General features: G+C 33.0%; 18 protein-coding genes. 6 read left to right on the top strand and 12 right to left on the bottom strand.

Annotated elements, in window-relative coordinates; translation table 11 throughout:
• Nucleotides 1-144: 144 nt before the first annotated feature.
• The gene (gene uvrB / locus K0U91_RS07155) at nt 145-2,136 is read left to right on the top strand and encodes an excinuclease ABC subunit UvrB (RefSeq protein ID WP_220178923.1); all 1,992 of its coding nucleotides are present in this window, start codon (nt 145-147) and stop codon (nt 2,134-2,136) included.
• Nucleotides 2,137-2,199: 63 nt separating this feature from the next.
• Here the strand turns inward: uvrB and K0U91_RS07150 are convergent, their stop codons facing one another.
• From K0U91_RS07150 to K0U91_RS07135, 4 genes are all read right to left on the bottom strand, one after another.
• Complete coding sequence (locus K0U91_RS07150; protein WP_220179064.1) at nt 2,200-2,454, bottom strand: DUF3820 family protein; 255 nt, start codon at nt 2,452-2,454, stop codon at nt 2,200-2,202.
• Nucleotides 2,455-2,468: 14 nt separating this feature from the next.
• Nucleotides 2,469-3,563, bottom strand: coding sequence for an AI-2E family transporter (locus K0U91_RS07145; protein ID WP_220178922.1), 1,095 nt, complete (start codon nt 3,561-3,563; stop codon nt 2,469-2,471).
• Complete coding sequence (locus tag K0U91_RS07140) at nt 3,563-4,294, bottom strand: beta-carotene 15,15'-monooxygenase (protein ID WP_220178921.1); 732 nt, start codon at nt 4,292-4,294, stop codon at nt 3,563-3,565. Before K0U91_RS07140 ends, K0U91_RS07145 begins: the two co-directional genes overlap by 1 nt.
• A gap of 67 nt (nt 4,295-4,361) precedes the next feature.
• Nucleotides 4,362-5,084 (bottom strand): DUF2189 domain-containing protein, encoded by a 723-nt coding sequence (locus tag K0U91_RS07135; protein ID WP_220178920.1) that lies wholly within the window; start codon nt 5,082-5,084, stop codon nt 4,362-4,364.
• A 47-nt stretch (nt 5,085-5,131) separates the two neighbouring features.
• Here K0U91_RS07135 and K0U91_RS07130 point away from each other — a divergent pair, with 47 nt between their 5' ends.
• Both K0U91_RS07130 and K0U91_RS07125 read left to right on the top strand, forming a co-directional pair.
• On the top strand, nt 5,132-6,109 hold the full coding sequence (locus tag K0U91_RS07130) for an aminodeoxychorismate synthase component I (protein WP_220179063.1): 978 nt from the start codon (nt 5,132-5,134) through the stop codon (nt 6,107-6,109).
• A complete protein-coding gene (locus K0U91_RS07125) occupies nt 6,093-6,719 on the top strand; it encodes an aminotransferase class IV (protein WP_219969757.1) in 627 nt (208 codons plus the stop codon). The genes K0U91_RS07130 and K0U91_RS07125 overlap by 17 nt, the downstream gene beginning before the upstream one ends.
• A gap of 170 nt (nt 6,720-6,889) precedes the next feature.
• On the opposite strand, the gene menD is transcribed toward K0U91_RS07125, so the two are convergent.
• Nucleotides 6,890-8,566: a 2-succinyl-5-enolpyruvyl-6-hydroxy-3-cyclohexene-1-carboxylic-acid synthase gene (gene menD / locus K0U91_RS07120; RefSeq protein ID WP_220178919.1), complete on the bottom strand. Its 1,677-nt coding sequence runs from the start codon at nt 8,564-8,566 to the stop codon at nt 6,890-6,892.
• A gap of 124 nt (nt 8,567-8,690) precedes the next feature.
• Between menD and K0U91_RS07115 the strand changes: the two genes are divergently transcribed.
• From K0U91_RS07115 to K0U91_RS07105, 3 genes are read left to right on the top strand one after another with little or no spacing between them, the layout of a single operon-like run.
• Nucleotides 8,691-10,721: a hypothetical protein gene (locus K0U91_RS07115; RefSeq protein WP_220178918.1), complete on the top strand. Its 2,031-nt coding sequence runs from the start codon at nt 8,691-8,693 to the stop codon at nt 10,719-10,721.
• Between the two features lie 14 nt (nt 10,722-10,735).
• On the top strand, nt 10,736-11,212 hold the full coding sequence (locus K0U91_RS07110) for a hypothetical protein (RefSeq protein WP_220178917.1): 477 nt from the start codon (nt 10,736-10,738) through the stop codon (nt 11,210-11,212).
• 41 nt (nt 11,213-11,253) lie between these two features.
• The gene (locus K0U91_RS07105; RefSeq protein WP_220178916.1) at nt 11,254-12,204 is read left to right on the top strand and encodes an isopenicillin N synthase family dioxygenase; all 951 of its coding nucleotides are present in this window, start codon (nt 11,254-11,256) and stop codon (nt 12,202-12,204) included.
• Between the two features lie 126 nt (nt 12,205-12,330).
• Here the strand turns inward: K0U91_RS07105 and K0U91_RS07100 are convergent, their stop codons facing one another.
• The 7 genes from K0U91_RS07100 to K0U91_RS07070 all read right to left on the bottom strand — a co-directional run bounded on the left by K0U91_RS07100 (nt 12,331) and on the right by K0U91_RS07070 (nt 19,291).
• Entirely contained in the window at nt 12,331-13,635 is a 1,305-nt protein-coding gene (locus tag K0U91_RS07100; protein ID WP_220178915.1) for an HlyD family secretion protein, read from the bottom strand.
• Nucleotides 13,625-15,820, bottom strand: a complete 2,196-nt coding sequence (locus K0U91_RS07095; RefSeq protein ID WP_220178914.1) for a peptidase domain-containing ABC transporter — start codon at nt 15,818-15,820, stop codon at nt 13,625-13,627. The genes K0U91_RS07100 and K0U91_RS07095 overlap by 11 nt, the downstream gene beginning before the upstream one ends.
• Nucleotides 15,821-15,831: 11 nt before the next feature.
• Nucleotides 15,832-16,932, bottom strand: coding sequence for a grasp-with-spasm system SPASM domain peptide maturase (gene gwsS, locus K0U91_RS07090; protein ID WP_220178913.1), 1,101 nt, complete (start codon nt 16,930-16,932; stop codon nt 15,832-15,834).
• A 105-nt stretch (nt 16,933-17,037) separates the two neighbouring features.
• On the bottom strand, nt 17,038-18,039 hold the full coding sequence (locus K0U91_RS07085) for an ATP-grasp domain-containing protein (RefSeq protein ID WP_220178912.1): 1,002 nt from the start codon (nt 18,037-18,039) through the stop codon (nt 17,038-17,040).
• Between the two features lie 77 nt (nt 18,040-18,116).
• On the bottom strand, nt 18,117-18,308 hold the full coding sequence (locus K0U91_RS07080; RefSeq protein WP_220178911.1) for a hypothetical protein: 192 nt from the start codon (nt 18,306-18,308) through the stop codon (nt 18,117-18,119).
• Between the two features lie 18 nt (nt 18,309-18,326).
• A complete protein-coding gene (locus K0U91_RS07075; protein ID WP_220178910.1) occupies nt 18,327-18,509 on the bottom strand; it encodes a hypothetical protein in 183 nt (60 codons plus the stop codon).
• A 122-nt stretch (nt 18,510-18,631) separates the two neighbouring features.
• Nucleotides 18,632-19,291, bottom strand: coding sequence for a DUF6624 domain-containing protein (locus K0U91_RS07070; RefSeq protein WP_220178909.1), 660 nt, complete (start codon nt 19,289-19,291; stop codon nt 18,632-18,634).
• Between the last annotated feature and the right edge of the window lie 383 nt (nt 19,292-19,674).

Genomic DNA, 19,674 nt, shown 5'->3' with positions numbered 1-19,674 from the left:
CTCATTCAAAATAGTTATCAAACCCTTTTAGGGCTCTTTTTTATTTCATAAATTTGATCGTATGAAACGCCCGGTAAGATTATCTTTTAAATGGCAATGATAGAGAGGTGTTTCATTAACCGAACATAAAATAATTATCATCAGATGAAATTTAATCTGCAATCAGAATATAAACCAACCGGAGATCAGCCGACAGCCATAGAAAAATTGACTGAAGGTATAGAAATCGGTGAAAAATATCAGACTTTGCTTGGGGTGACGGGTTCAGGGAAAACATTTACAGTCGCCAATGTCATTCACAATACCCAAAAGCCTACCTTGGTTCTGGCTCATAACAAAACATTAGCTGCTCAGCTTTTTATGGAATTTAAAGAATTCTTTCCTGAAAATGCTGTTGAATATTTTGTCAGCTATTACGACTATTATCAGCCTGAAGCCTATATCGCAAGTTCAGGAACTTATATTGAAAAAGATCTGAGCATCAACGAAGAAGTCGAAAAACTTCGTCTTTCAGCGATTGCAAGCTTGCTTTCAGGAAGAAGAGATGTATTGATTGTAGCCTCAGTATCCTGTATTTACGGTGTCGGAAATCCGGCGGAGTTTCACAAGTCGTTGATCTCACTGACGATTGGAGAAAAAACTACGAGAACAGCACTTCTCCATTCTTTAGTTAATGCTTTATATTCCAGAACATTAGCAGACTTTTCCAGAGGTACATTCCGGGTAAAAGGTGATGTTATTGATATCTTCCCAGCGTATGCTGATAATGGTGTTAGAATTCAATTTTTCGGTGACGAAATTGAGAAGATACAGAGCTTTGATCCTGTGTCTGGAAACGTGACTTCTAATTTTGAACATATTCAGATTTATCCTGCCAATCTTTTTGTAACATCCAAAGAAACCCTGAATGGCGCTATCAGAAATATTCAGGATGATATGGTGAAGCAGGTCGATTTTTTCTCGGAAATCGGAAAACCTTTAGAATCAAAAAGACTTCAGGAAAGAACTGAGCTTGACCTTGAAATGATTAAAGAACTGGGATACTGCTCAGGAATTGAAAATTATTCACGTTACCTTGATGGGAGACTACCCGGTTCCAGACCTTTCTGTCTTTTAGACTATTTTCCCAGAGATTATCTAATGGTCATTGACGAAAGCCACGTTACTGTTCCGCAGGTTCATGCGATGTACGGCGGTGACAGAAGCCGTAAGGAAGCTTTGGTGGAATACGGATTCAGGCTTCCCGCTGCGATGGATAACAGACCTCTTAAATTTGAAGAATTTGAAGGTATACAAAATCAGGTCATCTATGTTTCTGCAACACCTGCAGATTATGAACTGGAAAAAACAGGAGGTGAATATATTGAGCAGATTATAAGACCAACAGGATTACTTGATCCGATCATTGAAATAAGACCTTCGTTGAATCAGATTGATGATTTAATGGAAGAAATCAGGAAAAGAGCAGAAATCGACGAAAGGGTTTTGGTCACCACATTAACCAAAAAAATGGCAGAGGAACTGACTAAATACTTTGTAAAATTCGGAATCAGAACAAGATATATCCACTCAGATGTTGAAACTCTGGAACGTATACAGATCATGCAGGATCTGCGTCTTGGAATTTTTGATGTTTTGATTGGAGTCAACTTATTGAGAGAAGGTTTAGATTTGCCGGAAGTTTCTTTGGTAGCGATTTTAGACGCTGATAAGGAGGGAATGCTGAGAAGCAGAAGATCAATGATACAAACAGTGGGTCGTGCAGCGAGAAACCTGAATGGGAGAGCTATTTTATATGCCGATAAGATGACCAAATCAATGCAGGCAACTCTTGATGAAACCGAATACCGCCGTGAAAAACAGATTGCCTATAATGTTGAGCACGGTAAAGTTCCGATGGCTTTGAATAAAAAGATTTCAGAAAATCTGGTTGGAAGAAGTAAGGATTTCCCCGACGAAAAATATACTCAGAAACAGATTCTTCAAAAAGTTGCGGACGTGAAAGCTACGTATGCAACAGAAGATGTAGAAAAACTGGTGGTACAAAAACAGAAAGAAATGGAAAGTGCTGCGAAAAATCTTGATTTTATAAAAGCAGCCCAGCTAAGAGATGAAATTGCAGCTTTGAAAGGGTAATTCTTTTAGCTATTTTCGGGCGGCACCGGAGGTGCCGCCCGAAAATAGCTAAAATTAATTCTATTAAAACTTATAAATTTTCGTTTTAGGTTTTTCATACTCTGTTTTCCCGCCACGAAGAGGAGTAAGCAAATCCATCAGTCCATTTAATTTTATTTCATAAACCGTTGAAAGCTGCATCCCTAATTTTCCTTTTGGCATCCCTTGTCGATGAAACCATTCAAGATAACTGATGGGCAGATCTGCTAAAATCGTATTCTGATGTTTTCCGAAAGGCATTTTTGCTATGCAAATTTCCTTTAGTATTTCCGGATTTATACCCTGCTCCATCTTTAAACGATTAAATCAATTTTATTTTCAAGTTCTTCATTTTTGTCTTTGCTTGACAGTTCCAATTCGGGGGTGTCATCATCAGAAAACTCATTTCTGTAAACATGAATCAATAAAAGAGTAAAAGATACGAGAATGGGTCCAAAAATAAGCCCCATAAAACCAAACAGCTTCATTCCCATGATAATCCCAAAGACAGTATTAAGAGGGTGAATATCTTCAAGTCTTTTCAGCAAAGTGAAGCGTAGAATATTATCCGTCAATCCTACAACGATTAAACAATACACTCCTAAACCAATACCCGGTCCTGTTTGCCCTTCAGCAATCATAAAAATACATATAGGAACATAAATAATTGCCGCTCCCACGATAGGAATCATGGATGCAACAGAAGTCAGCGCAAAAAGCAAAATTGGACTCGGCGCACCGAAGATAAAATATCCTATTAAAGCGATAATCCCCTGTCCCAGCGCAACAACAGGAATTCCTATCGCATTTGCCATAATGAGTTTTCTCATTTTTTCACCAATTAGAGAAACGTTGGCTCTTTTTAGAGGTGCTGATGAAGCAAGAATTCTCTCGAATAATCTTGGCTTTTCAAACATAAAATATAGAATGAAATACATCGACATGATAACAGTCAAAGTATTGAAAGTACCGCTCAATGCTGTGGTTGAAAATCTGCCGGCAAAACCTTTTAGCTTCGCCATATTTTCTTTGCTCAAAATGTCAAATTTAGTTTTACTGTAAACAAAATCATGAATTTTATCTATAAAAACATTAAATTTTTCCATATAGGCTTGTGCATTCCCAAGCTTTTCAATCATAAGATCAGCGATAAAGTAGATCGGTAATATAATAATGACTAAACTTGCCAACATTAAAGTTAATGCTGCAGCCCATGGTTTCCATTTTTTTTCTTCCTGTAGATAAAAATTATATTTTCTGCACAAGACATAGATCGTAATTGCTCCTAAAAGAGAGGGAATGAAAAGCGCAAGATTAAAACAGATCAATGCTGCTAAAATCAGAATGATAGCAAGCAAAGCAACCTGCTTGATGATCGTGCTGCTAATTTGTTTTTCGTTGTGTGACATTATTTATATGTTATTTGTCTTGGTTTACCTTGATATGCGCAGTATGCGGAGTACATTACGATAGAGATAAACGGTATAGTAAAAATTATACCAACACAACATAACAGAAATCCGGCGATGCTGATAAGTCCTCCTAAAATAGCTGATCCTAAAAATACTCCGTAATTTTCTTTAGCAATATGATAGGTTTTGCTCAGGGCATCAACTGCAGACAAATTTTCAAATAATAAAATTGGATAACCAATCAAAAACAGCGGAAATACAAAGAAAACAGGAATAATGCACATGGCAAGTGAAATCCACAAAATGATATTTGTGAGCAAACTATATAAAAGAATATTTCCCAGATTCTGACGATAGCCTATAAAAAGGTCTGAAAACTCAATATGAACTTTAGTATTAAATTTATTGGTTATATAGATTAAGCCAACGTATAAAGGTGAAAGAAAAATTCCCAAAATGCCTGAAAATGTATAATACAGTGACAATCCCGGTCTATTCCAGCTATAATTTGAGTAATCACCGTCAAGATCTCTGAAATCACGAAAGGAACCCCACATATTGTATTTTGATACAGCTTGTATAATCAAATCTCCAATAAAAAAAAGAATGGAAACTACTAATGCATAGAGAATAACGCCTTTATACATTTCAAATGCGTGCGAAATAATAGATCCCGTATCTCTGTTTGGAACGGAACCCTGCTGGTCAAATTCGTTAAAGTCGGACATGGTATTGTTTTTTAATGTTTCTCAAATTTAATTTTTTTTGAGAACAAAAGCATTACCATTCAAAACTTTAATTTTCTTCTTTAAAAATTGTCTTGTAAAGTGAGTAAATCATTGCATTCCAAAAAGGAAAAGTAAATAGTATTCCAACGAAGAAAAGTGCAAAACCAATGTATCTGAAAATAAAAGCAACAATCACGCAGATCAACATTTCTAGGAAATTTGTTTTTAATATTTTCCAGTTCATAGAAACGGCTTCAAATATTGTTTTGTTCTGGAAAAACATTAGTGGAGCGACAAAAAGTGTTACCATTACCCAAAAAATAGGAACAATCACCGTAACCGTAGTTAATCTGAAAAACATAAACCAAAAAAGAAAATAGCTGACATACCGGAAAAAGTTTAAACCATTGTATCCCGCAAATAAATCACCTAAACTTATTGGTTCCTTTAAATCTATCTTTCTATAAATTTGAAAAAATCCTAAATTTAAAGGATAAAGAAATATTAAAATTCCTGAAAATGCGTAGTCAAAATAAATAACATTTTCTGTCGTACTCATTTTTTGAATCTGCTCAAGATAAGCCTCCTGACCTTGTCTAAATGCATCTATAAGTTCGGCATTGTATGAAGAAATCTCATAATAATCTAAAAAGAAAAAAAATGCTGTAAAAAATACTGCAAAATAGATAATTGAAAACATTACCTGAAAGAGCAATGTTCTGTTCCAGTAATAAAATGCCTGTTTTAAGATAAAGTCGAGCCCCGGTTTTTGTGGATATTTCTCCTGCATTGAAAATATTTTGTGCAAAAGTAATCATCAATAACTACTTTTGCGAAATGTTTTCTGCGAATCATCAAAAATTTATTCAAATGGACGAACTTTCAATCAAGAAAGTTCCCTTTTTCTTTATGATAGATTTCTTAGTTGACAATGTTGAAATTTTCAAAGAGCATGAAATTAAAAAAAACAGCCTTTTAATTGATTTTCAGTCTTTTTCAAACACTAATATACAGGAAGCGTTAACTAAAAAAGCAGAATTAAAATCTTATCCTGAATCACTCGAAAGCTTTAAAAAAGGCTTTGACCATGTACAGAAAAATATTCGTCTAGGAAATTCGTATCTTACCAATTATACGCGAAAAACAAAAATTGACACCAATCTGAGTTTAGAAGAAATCTTTCATCATTCTAAGGCAAAATACAAGGTTTTATATAAAGATTTTTTCGTATTTTTTTCTCCTGAAACTTTCGTCAAGATAATCAGTGATACAATCTTCACGTATCCCATGAAAGGCACTATTGATGCATCTCTAGAGAATGCAGCAGATGTTTTGAAGAATGACAAAAAAGAAAAAGCCGAACATTACACTGTGGTAGATTTACTTAGAAATGATCTCAGCATGGTAGCAGATGATGTGAAAGTTGATAAATTTCAGTATATTGATTTTCTAAAGACTCACCAAAAAGATTTGTACGCCATGAGTTCTGAGATTTCGGGAAGTTTAAAAACTGAATTTAAAGGAAAAGTGGGAAGCATTATGCAAAAACTTTTGCCTGCAGGATCTATTTTAGGTGCGCCAAAACCTAAAACTTTAGAAATCATCTTAGAAGCTGAAGATTTTGACAGAGGTTTTTACACCGGAGTCTGCGGATGGTTTGATGGTGAAAATCTAGATAGTTGTGTGATGATCCGCTTTATAGAAAAAGAGGGCGATCATCTTTATTTCAAAAGTGGCGGCGGAATTACACACATGAGCAAATTAGAAGACGAGTATCAGGAAATGAAAAACAAAATCTATGTCCCAATTCATTGAAAGTATTAAAGTAGAAGATCAGGAATTGTTCCTGCTGGAATTTCACCAAAAACGTGTCAATGATACTTTTGCCCATTTTGGGAAAGAAGGTTCTATCGATTTGGAAAAAATCTTCAAAAACCTGAATCATGATGAAGACGGATTGTATAAACTAAGGCTCACCTATGATCTGGACAAGAAATTCAGAACCATGATGATTCCTTATGCCATTCCTGAAATCAATGACTTTCAATTGGTTGAGAACAATATTTACGACTATTCCTTTAAGTTTGAAGATCGTAAAGAGCTGGAAAAAATGAAGATGAAATCTAAAGCTGAGGAAATCATCATCGTGAAAAACAACCACATCACAGACACTTCTTTTTCCAATCTTTTATTCCAAAAAGGAAAAGATTGGTTTACGCCTTCAACTTATCTTTTAAACGGAGTTCAAAGACAGCACCTTTTAAAGAAAAAGAAAATCAAAGAAGCAGAAATCACTTTACAAAACATCAAGGAATTCTCACATTTTCAGTTGATTAATGCGTTGAATGACTTTGACGATATGTTTATTTATCCGATTTCGAAAATTACCAATCTTCCGGGGAATGATGATTATTTGGATATGTAAATTAAATATTCTCGCAGATTAAACGAATTAAGCAGATTTATAATTTTAAATAAACCTGCTTTTTTTTATCATTAAGATTTTTAAAGAGTTTAGAAGATTCATACTTAGAAATCTATAGATTTTTCTTAACCAATCTTAACTGGTTAACTTTCTTAATGGTTCAATATTTCTCAGCTATCCTTTAAAAAATTAAAATAAGCCTTCTGTGTATCTGCGTTATTCTTCCCTTGGGTGTTGACTTCCATTATTTTTGGCTGTACATCAGGCTTAAAGAAATTATCAAAAACCCTGTCGAGCGCTCCGTCGTCGTCAACTTTTACATAAGTAAATCCGAAATGTTTGGCTAAAAACTCTCCATTTTTATGATGTTTTGTTGAGATAAATTCATCTACTGCATTTGAATTGGCATTTCCCGGCCCGGGAATAATCTTAAAAATATTCCCTTCCCCATTATTAAAAATAATGATTCTTGTAAAAGGCGGAATATATTGATTCCAAAGCCCATTTATATCGTAGAAAAAGCTCAAATCTCCCGTAATCAACACAGTCGGATTTGCATTTTTAATTGCAAAACCCATAGCGGTGGAAGTTGAGCCGTCGATTCCGCTGGTTCCTCGGTTGCAGTACATTTTTCGCTTCCCGAAATCAAATAGCTGCGCATAACGGATCGCCGAGCTGTTGCTAAAATGAATATTATAGTTTTCAGGAATGCTCTGTGAAGCTTTATTGAAAAAATAAAAATCTGAAAACTCTACCAGATTTAAAAAATCATGATGCTTTTTATCTTTTTTATCCCTTAAAACATCCCATAAATTAAAGTAAGGTTTTGGTTCTAAGTTGATGAAATTTAATAATTTTGAAAAGAAAACCTCCGGCTTAATTTCTATTTTTTGTGTCAAAGAAAAATAAGTATCGGGCTGCCAAACCTCATCCAAATGCCAATGTTGTTTCGGATGTGCATTTCTCAAAAACTGCTTTACTTTTTTTGAAACCACGTTTTGCCCGATGGTAATCAGCAAATCCGGAGCATAAGTTTTAAAATCTTCTTCAGAAAAACCAAAAATGTAACGGTCGATATGTCTGAAAAACTTTTCATGATATACATTTGAATTTGCCTCACTCAAAACGACAACAGAATGATTTTTTACAAGCTGCGTCAGCTGATTTTCCAATTCTGGGCTGTAATCTCTGGTTCCTATGAGAATCATGATTCTCTGGGAAGTATTCCAGTCGGCTACTAAATTTGACGGAATCTCGTATTCTTTTTTCTTAATTGTTTTTTCAACCTCCGGAAAAGTCGGTAATTCAGAAACGAGGTCATACAAAGGTTCCTCCAAGGGAATATTGATATGCACTGGACCCTGTTTTTCAAAACAAAGCTCAATCGCTTTCTTTATAATATCAGAATTGATGTTTTCCGCATCATCTTTACTGTCTTCCACCAATTCAAAGTCGCCGTACGAATGCTGATGATACAGATTTTTCTGCCTGATGGTTTGTCCGTCAAACAAATCAACATAATCCGTAGGTCGGTCTGCCGTCAAAATCAACATCGGAACGTTTGAATAAAAAGCTTCGGTCACTGCGGGATAATAATTTGCCGCAGCAGAACCGCTTGTACATGTAATTGCAACCGGTTTTTTCTCACTTTTTGCCATTCCAAGAGCTACAAATGCCGCACTTCTTTCGTCAACAATACTGAAACAGTTGAAATCATCCACTTCCGAAAAATGAATCGCCAAAGGAGCGTTTCGAGATCCCGGAGATATGACAAAGTCTAAAATATTGTATTGCTGAAAAAGATTGGCAAGTACCTGAATACTTCTCTTGGAGGAATATTTTTTCATGCGACAAAATTAGTGGTTTTTGTTGAGTTCTTAAAGTAAATTTTATTACGACGAGTTTTGTCGTATTCTAGAATTAGTTTTGTTTTTAGAAATATTAGAAAAATATTAATTTCAAAAATAACATATGAAACTATTTGATGATGAATGGAGTGATGATCTCTCAGAGTTTAAAATCATCTCCTTTGAAGATTTAAACAGAGGAATATTAGGCAAAGGAAAAGACCCTTTTGCAGAAATAAGAACCAGCAAAACATTTGATGAAATTTCTAATGAATATGCATTAAATACACCTTTTGGAAAGAAAAGTGCTTTTTACAAACCTACTACTGAAGATTACGATGCATTATCCGAAGATTTTTATACAGGTGGAATTAATTATGACCTTCTTGCAGAACATTTAAAAGGGAAATTAGGGTTGATAGAAGCATTTTTATTTGATCCAGAAATTTACTTTTTAGGAGACAAAACTATTTATTCAGGTTCGTCTTCAATGGGTATTCCTGTATTCAGTAGTATTAAAAACAACAATCCTTTTGTTTATAAAAAAGGAGAGCAAGAAGTTCAGGCAACTTTTGACTTAGCCAAATTGAATACCAGAAAGAATTTATTAAGCAATTCTTACACGTTTGGGATCTATTTTGACAATTATAAGGTAAGTTATAATCTAAATTTCATCTATAAAGATGGAGAAGATAAAAAATTTCAAGATACAGAAACTAAGCAAACATCCAATCCCACAGATTTTAAGCTAAACGATGAATATGTAGCGATTAAACTCTTTACGTCAAATGTCGACACATTTATAGAGTTTTTACGAATTGTCAAGGGAGATTCTAATGTGGAATCAGTGAAAAAATCTATTATTCGTTATTATCTTGATTTTTTTGCAACCGCCAAAAACAATCCTGATATTATTGATGGTTTATATGAAAATATTCCTGATTTTGTTTTGGAAGTTCTTACTGATGAAATGCTTTGGAAAGATTTTGTTTCCCTTTCTGAAAAAGCTATTAATGCATCTGGGACAAATGAAAATCTTTCAGTTATTAACTTACTGAAGGGAGTAAAAAATCCAAACTGGTGGTACAATCAAATTAATAAAAATCCTGAACCTGTCCGTAAAGTATTTGAAAAATTTAATAATAAATATATTGAGGAATTAATTACTACTTTTTCGAGAATTGGCTATAAAAACTGGGCAATTAAAGAACTTGAACAAGCATGGAAATTTGATATTGATTATAAAGATTATAAACCTTCTGATGATGTTAATGATCCATATATAAGGTATACTGGTTTTGCATATTATCTGGAAAAAGAAAAAAAATATAGAGTCGGAACAGCGTTATTTGGGTATGATAACACTTCTATTGTAATGCCATATAATGAAAAGGAAATCGGAAATAAAATTGAGTTGCCTTTTAGTCCTATAAAAATTGTATTAGATGGAAAAGATTTACATATCCCATGCTTTGTTGCTGAATATTTTACTAATAAAAAAATAGACGAAGAATTTTGGATAATTCTTAATAATATTGCTTCAGGGTTACTACCAGAAGTAGGAGCAGGAATTGCAAGAGGAGCAACTATTTTATCAAGGATTTTAAGTGGTAGAAAAATAAAAACCGTAGAAGAACTTATAGAATTCTTAGGAAAAGTAGATCAGAATGTAATGGCAGAAGATTTGGAAAAAGTAGGAATACAGGCACTTTTCAGAGGAACAACTAAAAGTATAAATGGAGAAATCTTTACAGGAAATCTTAACTCAATAGAATATGGGGCTTCAACTTCTACAGATCCGATAAGAGCTGTTATTTTTGGTATAGAATCATCATCCAAACCAGGAACAAAGGGAGTTTTACAAGTTTATGTACCAAAAAATTTAAAAGGTTTAAATTTACAATCAGCAAATCAGTACAGATTTGATTTAGAATTAGAAGCTATTGTCAACACTTCGCCAGAAAATTTATCTACTTTTGCTGTAAAAGAGATTCCTATTGAAGATGCAAGAAAATTATTGAATGAAATGTATGGATTAGATATTCCTGCTAAAATCACCAAAGATGGATTTCCAAATAGCTTATTTTTGTTAGAAAACACAAAAAAACTAACTCCCAAAGAAGCATTAGAATTTTATAAAAAAGCTATTAAATAAAAACTTAAATTAATATGACAGCAATTACAAATGATTTATACGACAATATTCGTGAAGATTTCATCAATAAATATCCATTTCTTGCGTTTCATAGGATGTATTCTAACAATGATATTTCTAAATATGAGTTAAATCCAATAAATAGAAACACTTCTATTTATGTGGAAAATTACAGCAATGATAATGATATAATTTTGGGAACAAAATATAACGTTATTTATAATAGAAAAGAACCTAAAAATTATCAAAAGACAGATTGTGAAATAGACTTTTTATCATTAAAAAAGAATGATAATATAGGAATTATTCCAAAAGGTTACGGAGGTTGTATTCGTTTGAATTTTAAAGATGAAGTTCCAGATATGACAAAATTGTTAGTTCAAGATAAAAATGAGAATTACAATGATGCAAATAATGATATTTTATATTTAACCACTCAAGAGGTAATGGATAAAATAATAGAAGAATTGGAAAATGCAGTAGATCAATAAACAAAAATCTGTAAATTAGCCCCACGTAAAATTTCTATAAAATGGATAAAATACCTAGTGTAGACCTGCGTGATTTCCTTTCGGGTGACCCGGAACGCAAACAGAAATTTGTAAATGAAATCGGAAAAGCTTACGAAGAAATTGGTTTTGTTGCCTTAAAAGGACATTTCCTGGATGACAAACTCGTAGATGATCTTTATGGAGAAGTAAAAAACTTCTTTGAACTTCCCACAGAAACCAAACAAAAGTACGAGATCTCGGGAATTGGAGGACAGAGAGGCTATGTAGGTTTCGGAAAAGAAACCGCAAAAGGATTTAAAAAAGGTGATTTGAAAGAGTTTTGGCATTTCGGACAGTATGTTTCGGATGACTCAAAATACAAAAGCCAGTATCCCGACAATGTTATCGTAGAAGAGCTTCCAAAGTTTAATGAAGTAGGTAAGGAAACGTATCAAATGCTTGAAAAAACAGGGAAATATGTTTTGAGAGCTTTGGCGTTGTATCTGGGTCTGGATGAATTTTATTTTGATAATAAAATTGCAGAAGGAAACTCTATTTTAAGGCCCATCCATTATCCGCCGATCACTCAGGAACCTGATGATGCGGTAAGAGCAGCAGCTCATGGAGACATCAACCTGATCACTCTTTTGATGGGCTCTCAAGGGAAAGGTCTTCAGGTTCAAAATCATAAAGGCGAATGGATCGATGCGATTGCAGAACCTGACGAATTGATGATCAACGTGGGAGATATGCTTTCGAGACATACCAACAACAAATTGAAATCTACGATTCACAGGGTAGTCAATCCGCCAAGAGAAATGTGGGGAACTTCAAGATATTCTATTCCTTTCTTTATGCATCCGGTAAGCGAAATGTCGCTAAATGCACTTGAAAACTGTGTAGATGAAAATCATCCGAAATTGTATGAAGATACAACCGCAGGAGAGTTTTTACACGAAAGATTAATTGAATTGGGATTGATTAAAAAATAATTTTAAAACCGGACTTTTGAGTTCGGTTTTTTATTTTCAAAATATCATCTGTGAAAATCTGTGAAATCTACGGAGAGTAAATCTTCCCATAGATTTTCACAAATTTTTTTGACCTATTATTCGAATTTATGACTGATATCCCAGCAATTTTCTGATCTGGTAGAAAAACCGCTCAATCAATCTAAGATCCTGAGTAACGATTTCCGCATTTCCTCTTAGTTCTTTATCAAACTTCAGGGTTTTATTGTAAGAGGTTTTTAAACCTTTAGGCAGCACAACATCTACATAATAATTTCCTTTGTCATCGGGAATCAGTGAGATATTCTGCACTTTTCCTTCAATGATTCCGTATTCCTGGAAACGGTAATTATCTAACTTGATCAATACTTTTTCTCCTTGAATAATTTTCCCCGAATTAACTGTCGGAACAGACATTCTTCCAACCAATTCATCCGTATGATCAGGTAATATTGACAATATAGGATCTCCTGCTTTTACGAATTGATTTTCACCGTAAAACTGCTGAAAACTCGCCATTCCATCGGTAGAAGAAATAATAAGGTAGTTTTGTTCCCACTGTTTGAGAGATTTTCTCAGCTGTTCAAACAACTGCAGAGTCTGAGAAGAATAATTAATTTTATCTTTTTCAGTGTTGATTGCTGTTCCGCTTTTTGTTTTGTTGAAATTTGAAATGCTTTCCTGTAATTGAGACATAGAAATATTGATATTTTCTAAATTCTGCTGAGCCTGAAGATATTTTAATTTTTCACCCTCCAGTTCGACAGCTGCAATCACTCCCTGATTGAATAATTCTTGAGACCGCTGATAATTCTTGCGTGTCAACTCAGTTTTTGCCGCTTCAAGATTTCTTTGCTGTCGTAAGGTGGTTATCCTGTTTCTTGATTCGAAAATACTTTGATTGGCCGCAATGCTTTCCGGGGCATAAGGCTGCAGCCTGGTAAATAAATTCTCGTCCTGAAAAGCTTTGGCAAAACTATTATAATCGCCCTGAAGCTCGCCTAGCTTATAATGAGAAGCTTCGTTCACGGGAAAAGAAAGCAGCTGATCCGAAGCGATGGAATCTACGAGTTTTTTTAGTTTTAAAACATCCTGATAATTGGCTGTAGACTGTAATACCAGCAATACATCTCCTTTTTTGACTTTCTGATGATCTTTAATGAATATTTTCTCAATCTTTGAGCTGCTTCTGGCTTCAATTTTTTCAGGAGGATTTTTTGAAGTTACCACAATAGGCGCCGGAACAAATTCCGGATACTTGATAATATAGCTCATTGCAAGAATCATTAATAAAATGATTAGTATAATCGTGTTTCCCCAACGGAACATCCAATGTGGCGGTTCTGTAAGAATATCCTGTACGCTTTCTGAGCGGAGTTCAATATTATCTAAGATATCTTTTTTAGTTTCCAAGTTCCAACTGATTTTTAACGAGTCTGTAATATTCACCTTTTAAAGATACCAATTCCGCATGATTTCCTTCTTCGACAACTTTACCTTTATCTAAAACGATAATTTTATCGGCATGTTTTACGGTTGACAATCTGTGAGCAATCACAATGGCCGTTTTACCTTCAAAAAACTGCTCGAGATTTTCCATGATTATTTTTTCATTATTTGCATCTAAAGCACTGGTAGCTTCGTCAAAGAAAATATATTCCGGGGACTTGTAAACTGCTCTTGCGATAAAAAGCCTTTGTTTTTGTCCGCCACTTACGCCCAGACCTTCATTACCTATTTTTGTATTATAACTTAATGGCAACCCTTCAATAAAATCTTTGATATTAGCGATTTCTACTGCTTTTCTCAGTTTTGTTTTATCTACATAATCTTCACCTACAGCAATATTATTGGCAATTGTGTCATTGAAAACATATCCTTCCTGCATCACAACACCGCACTGATCTCTCCAGAATCTTGGCGAAATATTTTTCATCTGGGTATTTCCAATTTTTATTTCGCCCTCATTGGGTTCATAAAATTTCATTAATAATTTTAGAAGGGTTGTTTTTCCGCTTCCGCTGGCTCCGACGATTGCTGTAGTTTTTTGATAAGGAATATTTAAGCTTAAATTTTCAAAAACCGGAACATCCGAACCGATGTATCTGAAAGACATATTATTGATTTCAATATCTTTTTCCGGAACTTCGGTGGCATATTGCTCATCTTTGCTTTCTTCATCTTCCTTATCATGAATTTCGCCCAATCTTTCCAAAGAAATTTTGGCATCCTGAGTTTGCTTGATAAAGTCAATGAGCTGTAATAAAGGGCTGTTTAATTGTCCGATAATATACTGTACGGAAAGCATCATCCCCAAAGTAAGTTTTCCTTCCAACACAAGTTTAGCAGAAAGAAAGCTTACCAAAATATCTTTCATCTGATTGATAAAATTTCCGCCGACAGATTGCCATTGCTCCAGTGATAGAGATTTGATTCTGAGTTTAAACAATTTAACCTGAAGAAACTCCCAATCCCAGCGTTTCTGTTTTTCGGCGTTGTACATTTTGATTTCCTGCATCCCGTTGATTAATTCAATCACTTTGCTTTGTTCCTGGGAAACCTGTGAAAATCTTTTATAATCGAGTTCTTTTCGTTTTCCGAGGAAAAAAGTGATCCATCCGATATATAAAATCGCTCCGACAAGATAAACAACAAATAATCTGTAATCATAAAACAGTAAAACGATGCTGAAAATGATCAGATTGACGAGTGAAAACAAGGTGTTTAAAGAAGAATTCGTCAGAAGCTGCTCGATTCTGTGATGATCATTGATTCTCTGCATGATGTCTCCAGTCATTCTCGTATCAAAAAAGCTGATCGGAAGCTTCATTAATTTGATAAAGAAATCGGAGATGATCGAGATATTGATTCTGGTGGACAGGTGCAGTAAAATCCAGCTTCGGATAACCTCAATTCCCATTCTTCCTAAGAAAAGCATTATTTGAGCCAATAAGACAAGGTAAATGAAATTCAGATCCTGATTTTGAATTCCCACATCTACAATACTTTGGGTAAGGAAAGGAAGAATCAAAGAAAGTAAACTTCCCGCTAATAAACCCACCGCCAACTGAACGATAAGTGATTTGTATTTCAACAAATATTTTGAAAGAAAAGAAAAACTGGCTTTACTTTCCTGATCGTCAAATTCAGTTTGAAAAAATGCGGGAGTCGTCTCAAGGATCAATACGATTCCTTCTTCTGTGTTTTCGTTGGCATTTTCGCCAATCCATCGTTTAATAAATTCTTCTCTTGTGTAGGTAATCAAACCATAACTCGGATCTGAAATGTAAACAATGTTATTTTTATCAATTTTATAAACAACTACAAAATGATTCTTGTTCCAGTGTACAATACACGGGAACGGGACTTCTTCAGCCAACGTATTAAAGTCTATCTGTACACCCAAAGAACGGAAGCCCAAATCTTCTGCAGCATCACTTAAACCAAGCAGACTACTTCCCTCTCTTGTCGTTTCTGAAAGGTTACGGATTTGCTGTAACGAAATACTTTTTCCGTAATGTTTGCTGACTATTCTGAGGCATGTGGGACCGCAATCTTTGGAATCCGGTTGAAGGTAAAAAGGGAATTTTTTTGCCAATTAATCGTGATTTAATTTTTCTTAACTAAGTCTTGCATCCCATAATACTTTATCGCTTTCTCTTTAAGTGGGTTGGTACTCCATTCTTCCCAATCTCCGGTGTAAGGATTATAGCCACATTTTAAAGGCTTTGAAGTGTCTAATCCTTCTTTATCTTCATGTGTTCTCTCAGTATAAGCTCTGCAATCTGTACAAATATAACGAAACTCACAATCTTTGCAAACTTCTATTTTGTCCTTTGTAAGATTCCAATATTTTTTGAAATCTTCATGGTTTAACGCTTCTTCTAAGGTTGTATCTTTTATATTACCAAAGCTTTGTGGCATCGAAGGGCAGTTTTTAATGTTACCTTCAGAATCTATTGAAATCTTTTTATGGAGACACGAATTGTATTTACTACTCTCACTAAATGTTTTAATATTTACAGAAAAATAAAAATCAGAAATAAAACCACAAGATTTTATAGAAAATGTAGTATCCTGTAGAAAATAAATCAGCATCATTCTTGTTTCAATTTCGAGCATTTCATCTGGAGAATTATATATATATACTTCTCGAATTCTGCTATATTTTTCTTCAATCATTAAAAAGAAATCATCACTAAAATCAAAATAATTCAGCATAATTTTTATAGATCTAATACCTGAAGTCTCAAATAATCTTAAAATATCAGTATAGCTTTGATAGAAGTCACCCAAAAATCGTATTTCAATTGATTCACAACCCAATTGGTCAAGCTGTTTAACTGTATTTTTTATATTATTAAGATTATATTCAGCTGGAATATCAAGAATTGAATTGCTAATAACAGCTGGAATTTTAAAATCAAAATTAATTTTGGGGAATCGATCTATTAGTAGAGAATTATCAATAAAAATAAACTCTTTCTCTAATAAGAATTCAATATATGAATCAAAAGTTTCAATATCGTCCTTGTCCTTATATTTTGATCTGATTGTGTTTAACTCTCTTCCATTATTTAAATCAGTTAATATATCAAAAAGACTATTAGGTATAAATTCAAAGTCTTTTCTTTGTAAATCACAAATTAAACTTTGGGAAGCTCCTTTAACAGGTACGCAAGAAGAAAATAAATATATATACTTTTTCACTTTGGGTCTTTTATTTTAAATTTACTTATGGGTTTATAAAATAATAGACTAAACGTCTGTAAAGAATTATGTCTGTCTGATTTTATAATAATTGCACTTCCCCCTTTAACGGGCTTCATTTTTTTTAAAAGTGGTATTTTTATTTTTTTCATTATCTATTAGTATTAATTTTTCTGCAATTGCTTTTTCTATATTGTAATTGCATGGAGATGACACCATTCCAAATTGTCCAAGTGGATTAACTTCTAAGAAATACAATTCATTATTTAAATCAAAAATCAAATCTAATGATCCAGTTTGGAGGTCTACATCTTTCATGAATTTTTTTATTTTTTTTTCTTCTTTAGTAGTAAGACGAAAGGGAACATTTCGGTTAGGTAGTTGATTATCATATTGACGGAAATCAATTTCTGTTTCCTTGTTTGCCGCGGAAAATATAGCCATGCTGTAAATATCTCCCTTGTCAAAAAACACTCTAATTTCAAGTTTCTTTTTTATCTCTCTCTGAAAAAGAGTAGGAAAAAAGGTATCTTTTAGTTCACTAAGTATGCATTTGTCAACTCGTTCCGTAAATGGAGCTAAATTTTTCTTTTGAACTTTGTCATGGAAAGTATCAATATCACCAATTGGCTTCATAATAACAGAATTATGTTGTTCAATAAACTTTAATAATTCTTTTTTACTTGTAGTGATAATGGTTGTAGGAATTTTGAACCCATTTTTATTTGCGAAAAATAATTGCTCAGATTTTGAAGCGTAATCTTTTTGGTAACTATCTTTATTGTACCATTTATCTGTACTGAAGCAGGAAAAAAAGTATTGTGACAGAGAGTGAAACTCTCTTTTTAAAAAGATATTTACATCATTCTTCTTATCGAATGAATATTGTCCCATCCATCGTCTATACCATATAATACTTACATCATCAGGATTTATGTCATTTAAAGTTAAGTCTCTGTCTGAAGAAGAAAAAGATATTTTGAAGTTTTTACTTTCCATTAAGCTTCTTCCATTAACTCTTCTTACGTTTCCTCCTAAATGTACAATCCATTCGTAAATTACATCGGTAGTATATTCAAATTCGGCTTGGCTAAAAATTAAAATCATTACATATATAATTAAATTATTTTAAAAACTGGAGTATTTTCATACTCCAGTTACAGAATCTTCCAAGGATTATTTTATTATTTATCTGCGTCTTTTCCTCCAGAATCTTCACAGTCGATTGAACCATTCTTTCCTGTGGTTGTACAATTTGTATCAACAAATGTTAATGTTGCATCTGTTAACTCTGTTATAGCTCTTAATGCACCTACGAAATGTTTAAGATTTGATTTTTTGATACTTTTACTTTGTAAGTTTTCTAATTTTTTCATAACAATAATTTTTATTTATTATTTATCCCAGTTATGATCGGGACAATCATATACACCTGTATTACCTGTACTAACACATCCCGTACTTACGTAAGTTTTTCCATCTGCTTCAAGCGAGGTTATTGCCGCTAAAGCACCAGAAAAAAACTTCAAACTTGCCTTATTAATGGCTTTGCTTTGTAACTTTTCTAATTTTTTCATAAATTTCTTTTTTTATTATGGAAGATTCTGTTTTTTTATTTTTGAGCACAAAACGGCTGTCAAAAGAAAATTACTCTTTCAAAACTTTCAATTAATTGTCCTTGGGATTATAAGATTGTGATCTACTTATAGAGTATAGGCTCTATGATACCTTCTTTTGCAAAAATATTTTTATTCATTTGAAAATGTCTTTCAGTCATGAAATTTAAATATTCTTTAAGAGGCTCTAAATGGTATTGTTTCCTTAGCTTATCTATATTTACACTATCCATCAAACCAATTTTCGGAATAGCTTGTCCATTCGATTTATAATCTAACTGTGTTCCAAAAAGTTGCTTTTCATTTTTTTTCACTTTAATTCGATCATATAATAATGCATAATGCTCAGGAGACGCATTATTTTTCTTAATCTGTTTTTTCAACGATCTTAAAACTTTTTCTTGAAAACGTGGAAACTTATCAGAATGTTGTATTATTGCCCAAAATTTAGCTTCTTTTTCTTTATCTAATAAGCTGAAACCAGGATAGCCATATTTGTCAAATATTTTTTTTGCTTGTAGTGTATTCTTTGTAAAAACGCTATCCTTAAAAGTTTCCCATTGCTGCTGAGTATAATTTTTATATTTTCCTTCAGGGATAAAGGCGGCAATTTGATCTATCTTATACATTCGATCTAAATCATTTTTAATATCTTTTTTTTCATGATCTGTAATATTATTCTTACAACTTACTACCATATTCACCAATATGATTAATATCAAATTAATTAATTTATTATTCATAATTATATTATTATTAATCAGTTTAAATCTATAATTATCTTTATGACTTTTGTTCGATAAAAAATATATTTATCTGAAATAGATATGAAAAATTTAAAATAAAAATATAAGTAGCCATCTTCTAAATTCATTAATTTTAAATTGAATAAAACGGTTACTTAGATTATTTATATGAATCTTGAGTTGTTCAATTTTTCAATTTCTTTTTAAGTATATCGAAAGTATAACTTTAGAAAAATAAAAAAGGTAAGTGCAGAATTTAAGCTTCCAGCTGAACAGTTTTCATTTTTTAAGTTTTTAAAAAATTTTAACTTAACATTTTTTAAAAAATTTTTCATCACTATTGACTTGACAAATCTACAGAACATAATTCACCAAAAAGA

Source organism: Chryseobacterium sp. LJ668, from assembly GCF_019613955.1.
Lineage (GTDB): Bacteria > Bacteroidota > Bacteroidia > Flavobacteriales > Weeksellaceae > Chryseobacterium.
Note: the sequence above shows the minus strand (reverse complement) of the source record. Positions and strands in the feature narration are given on the sequence as shown.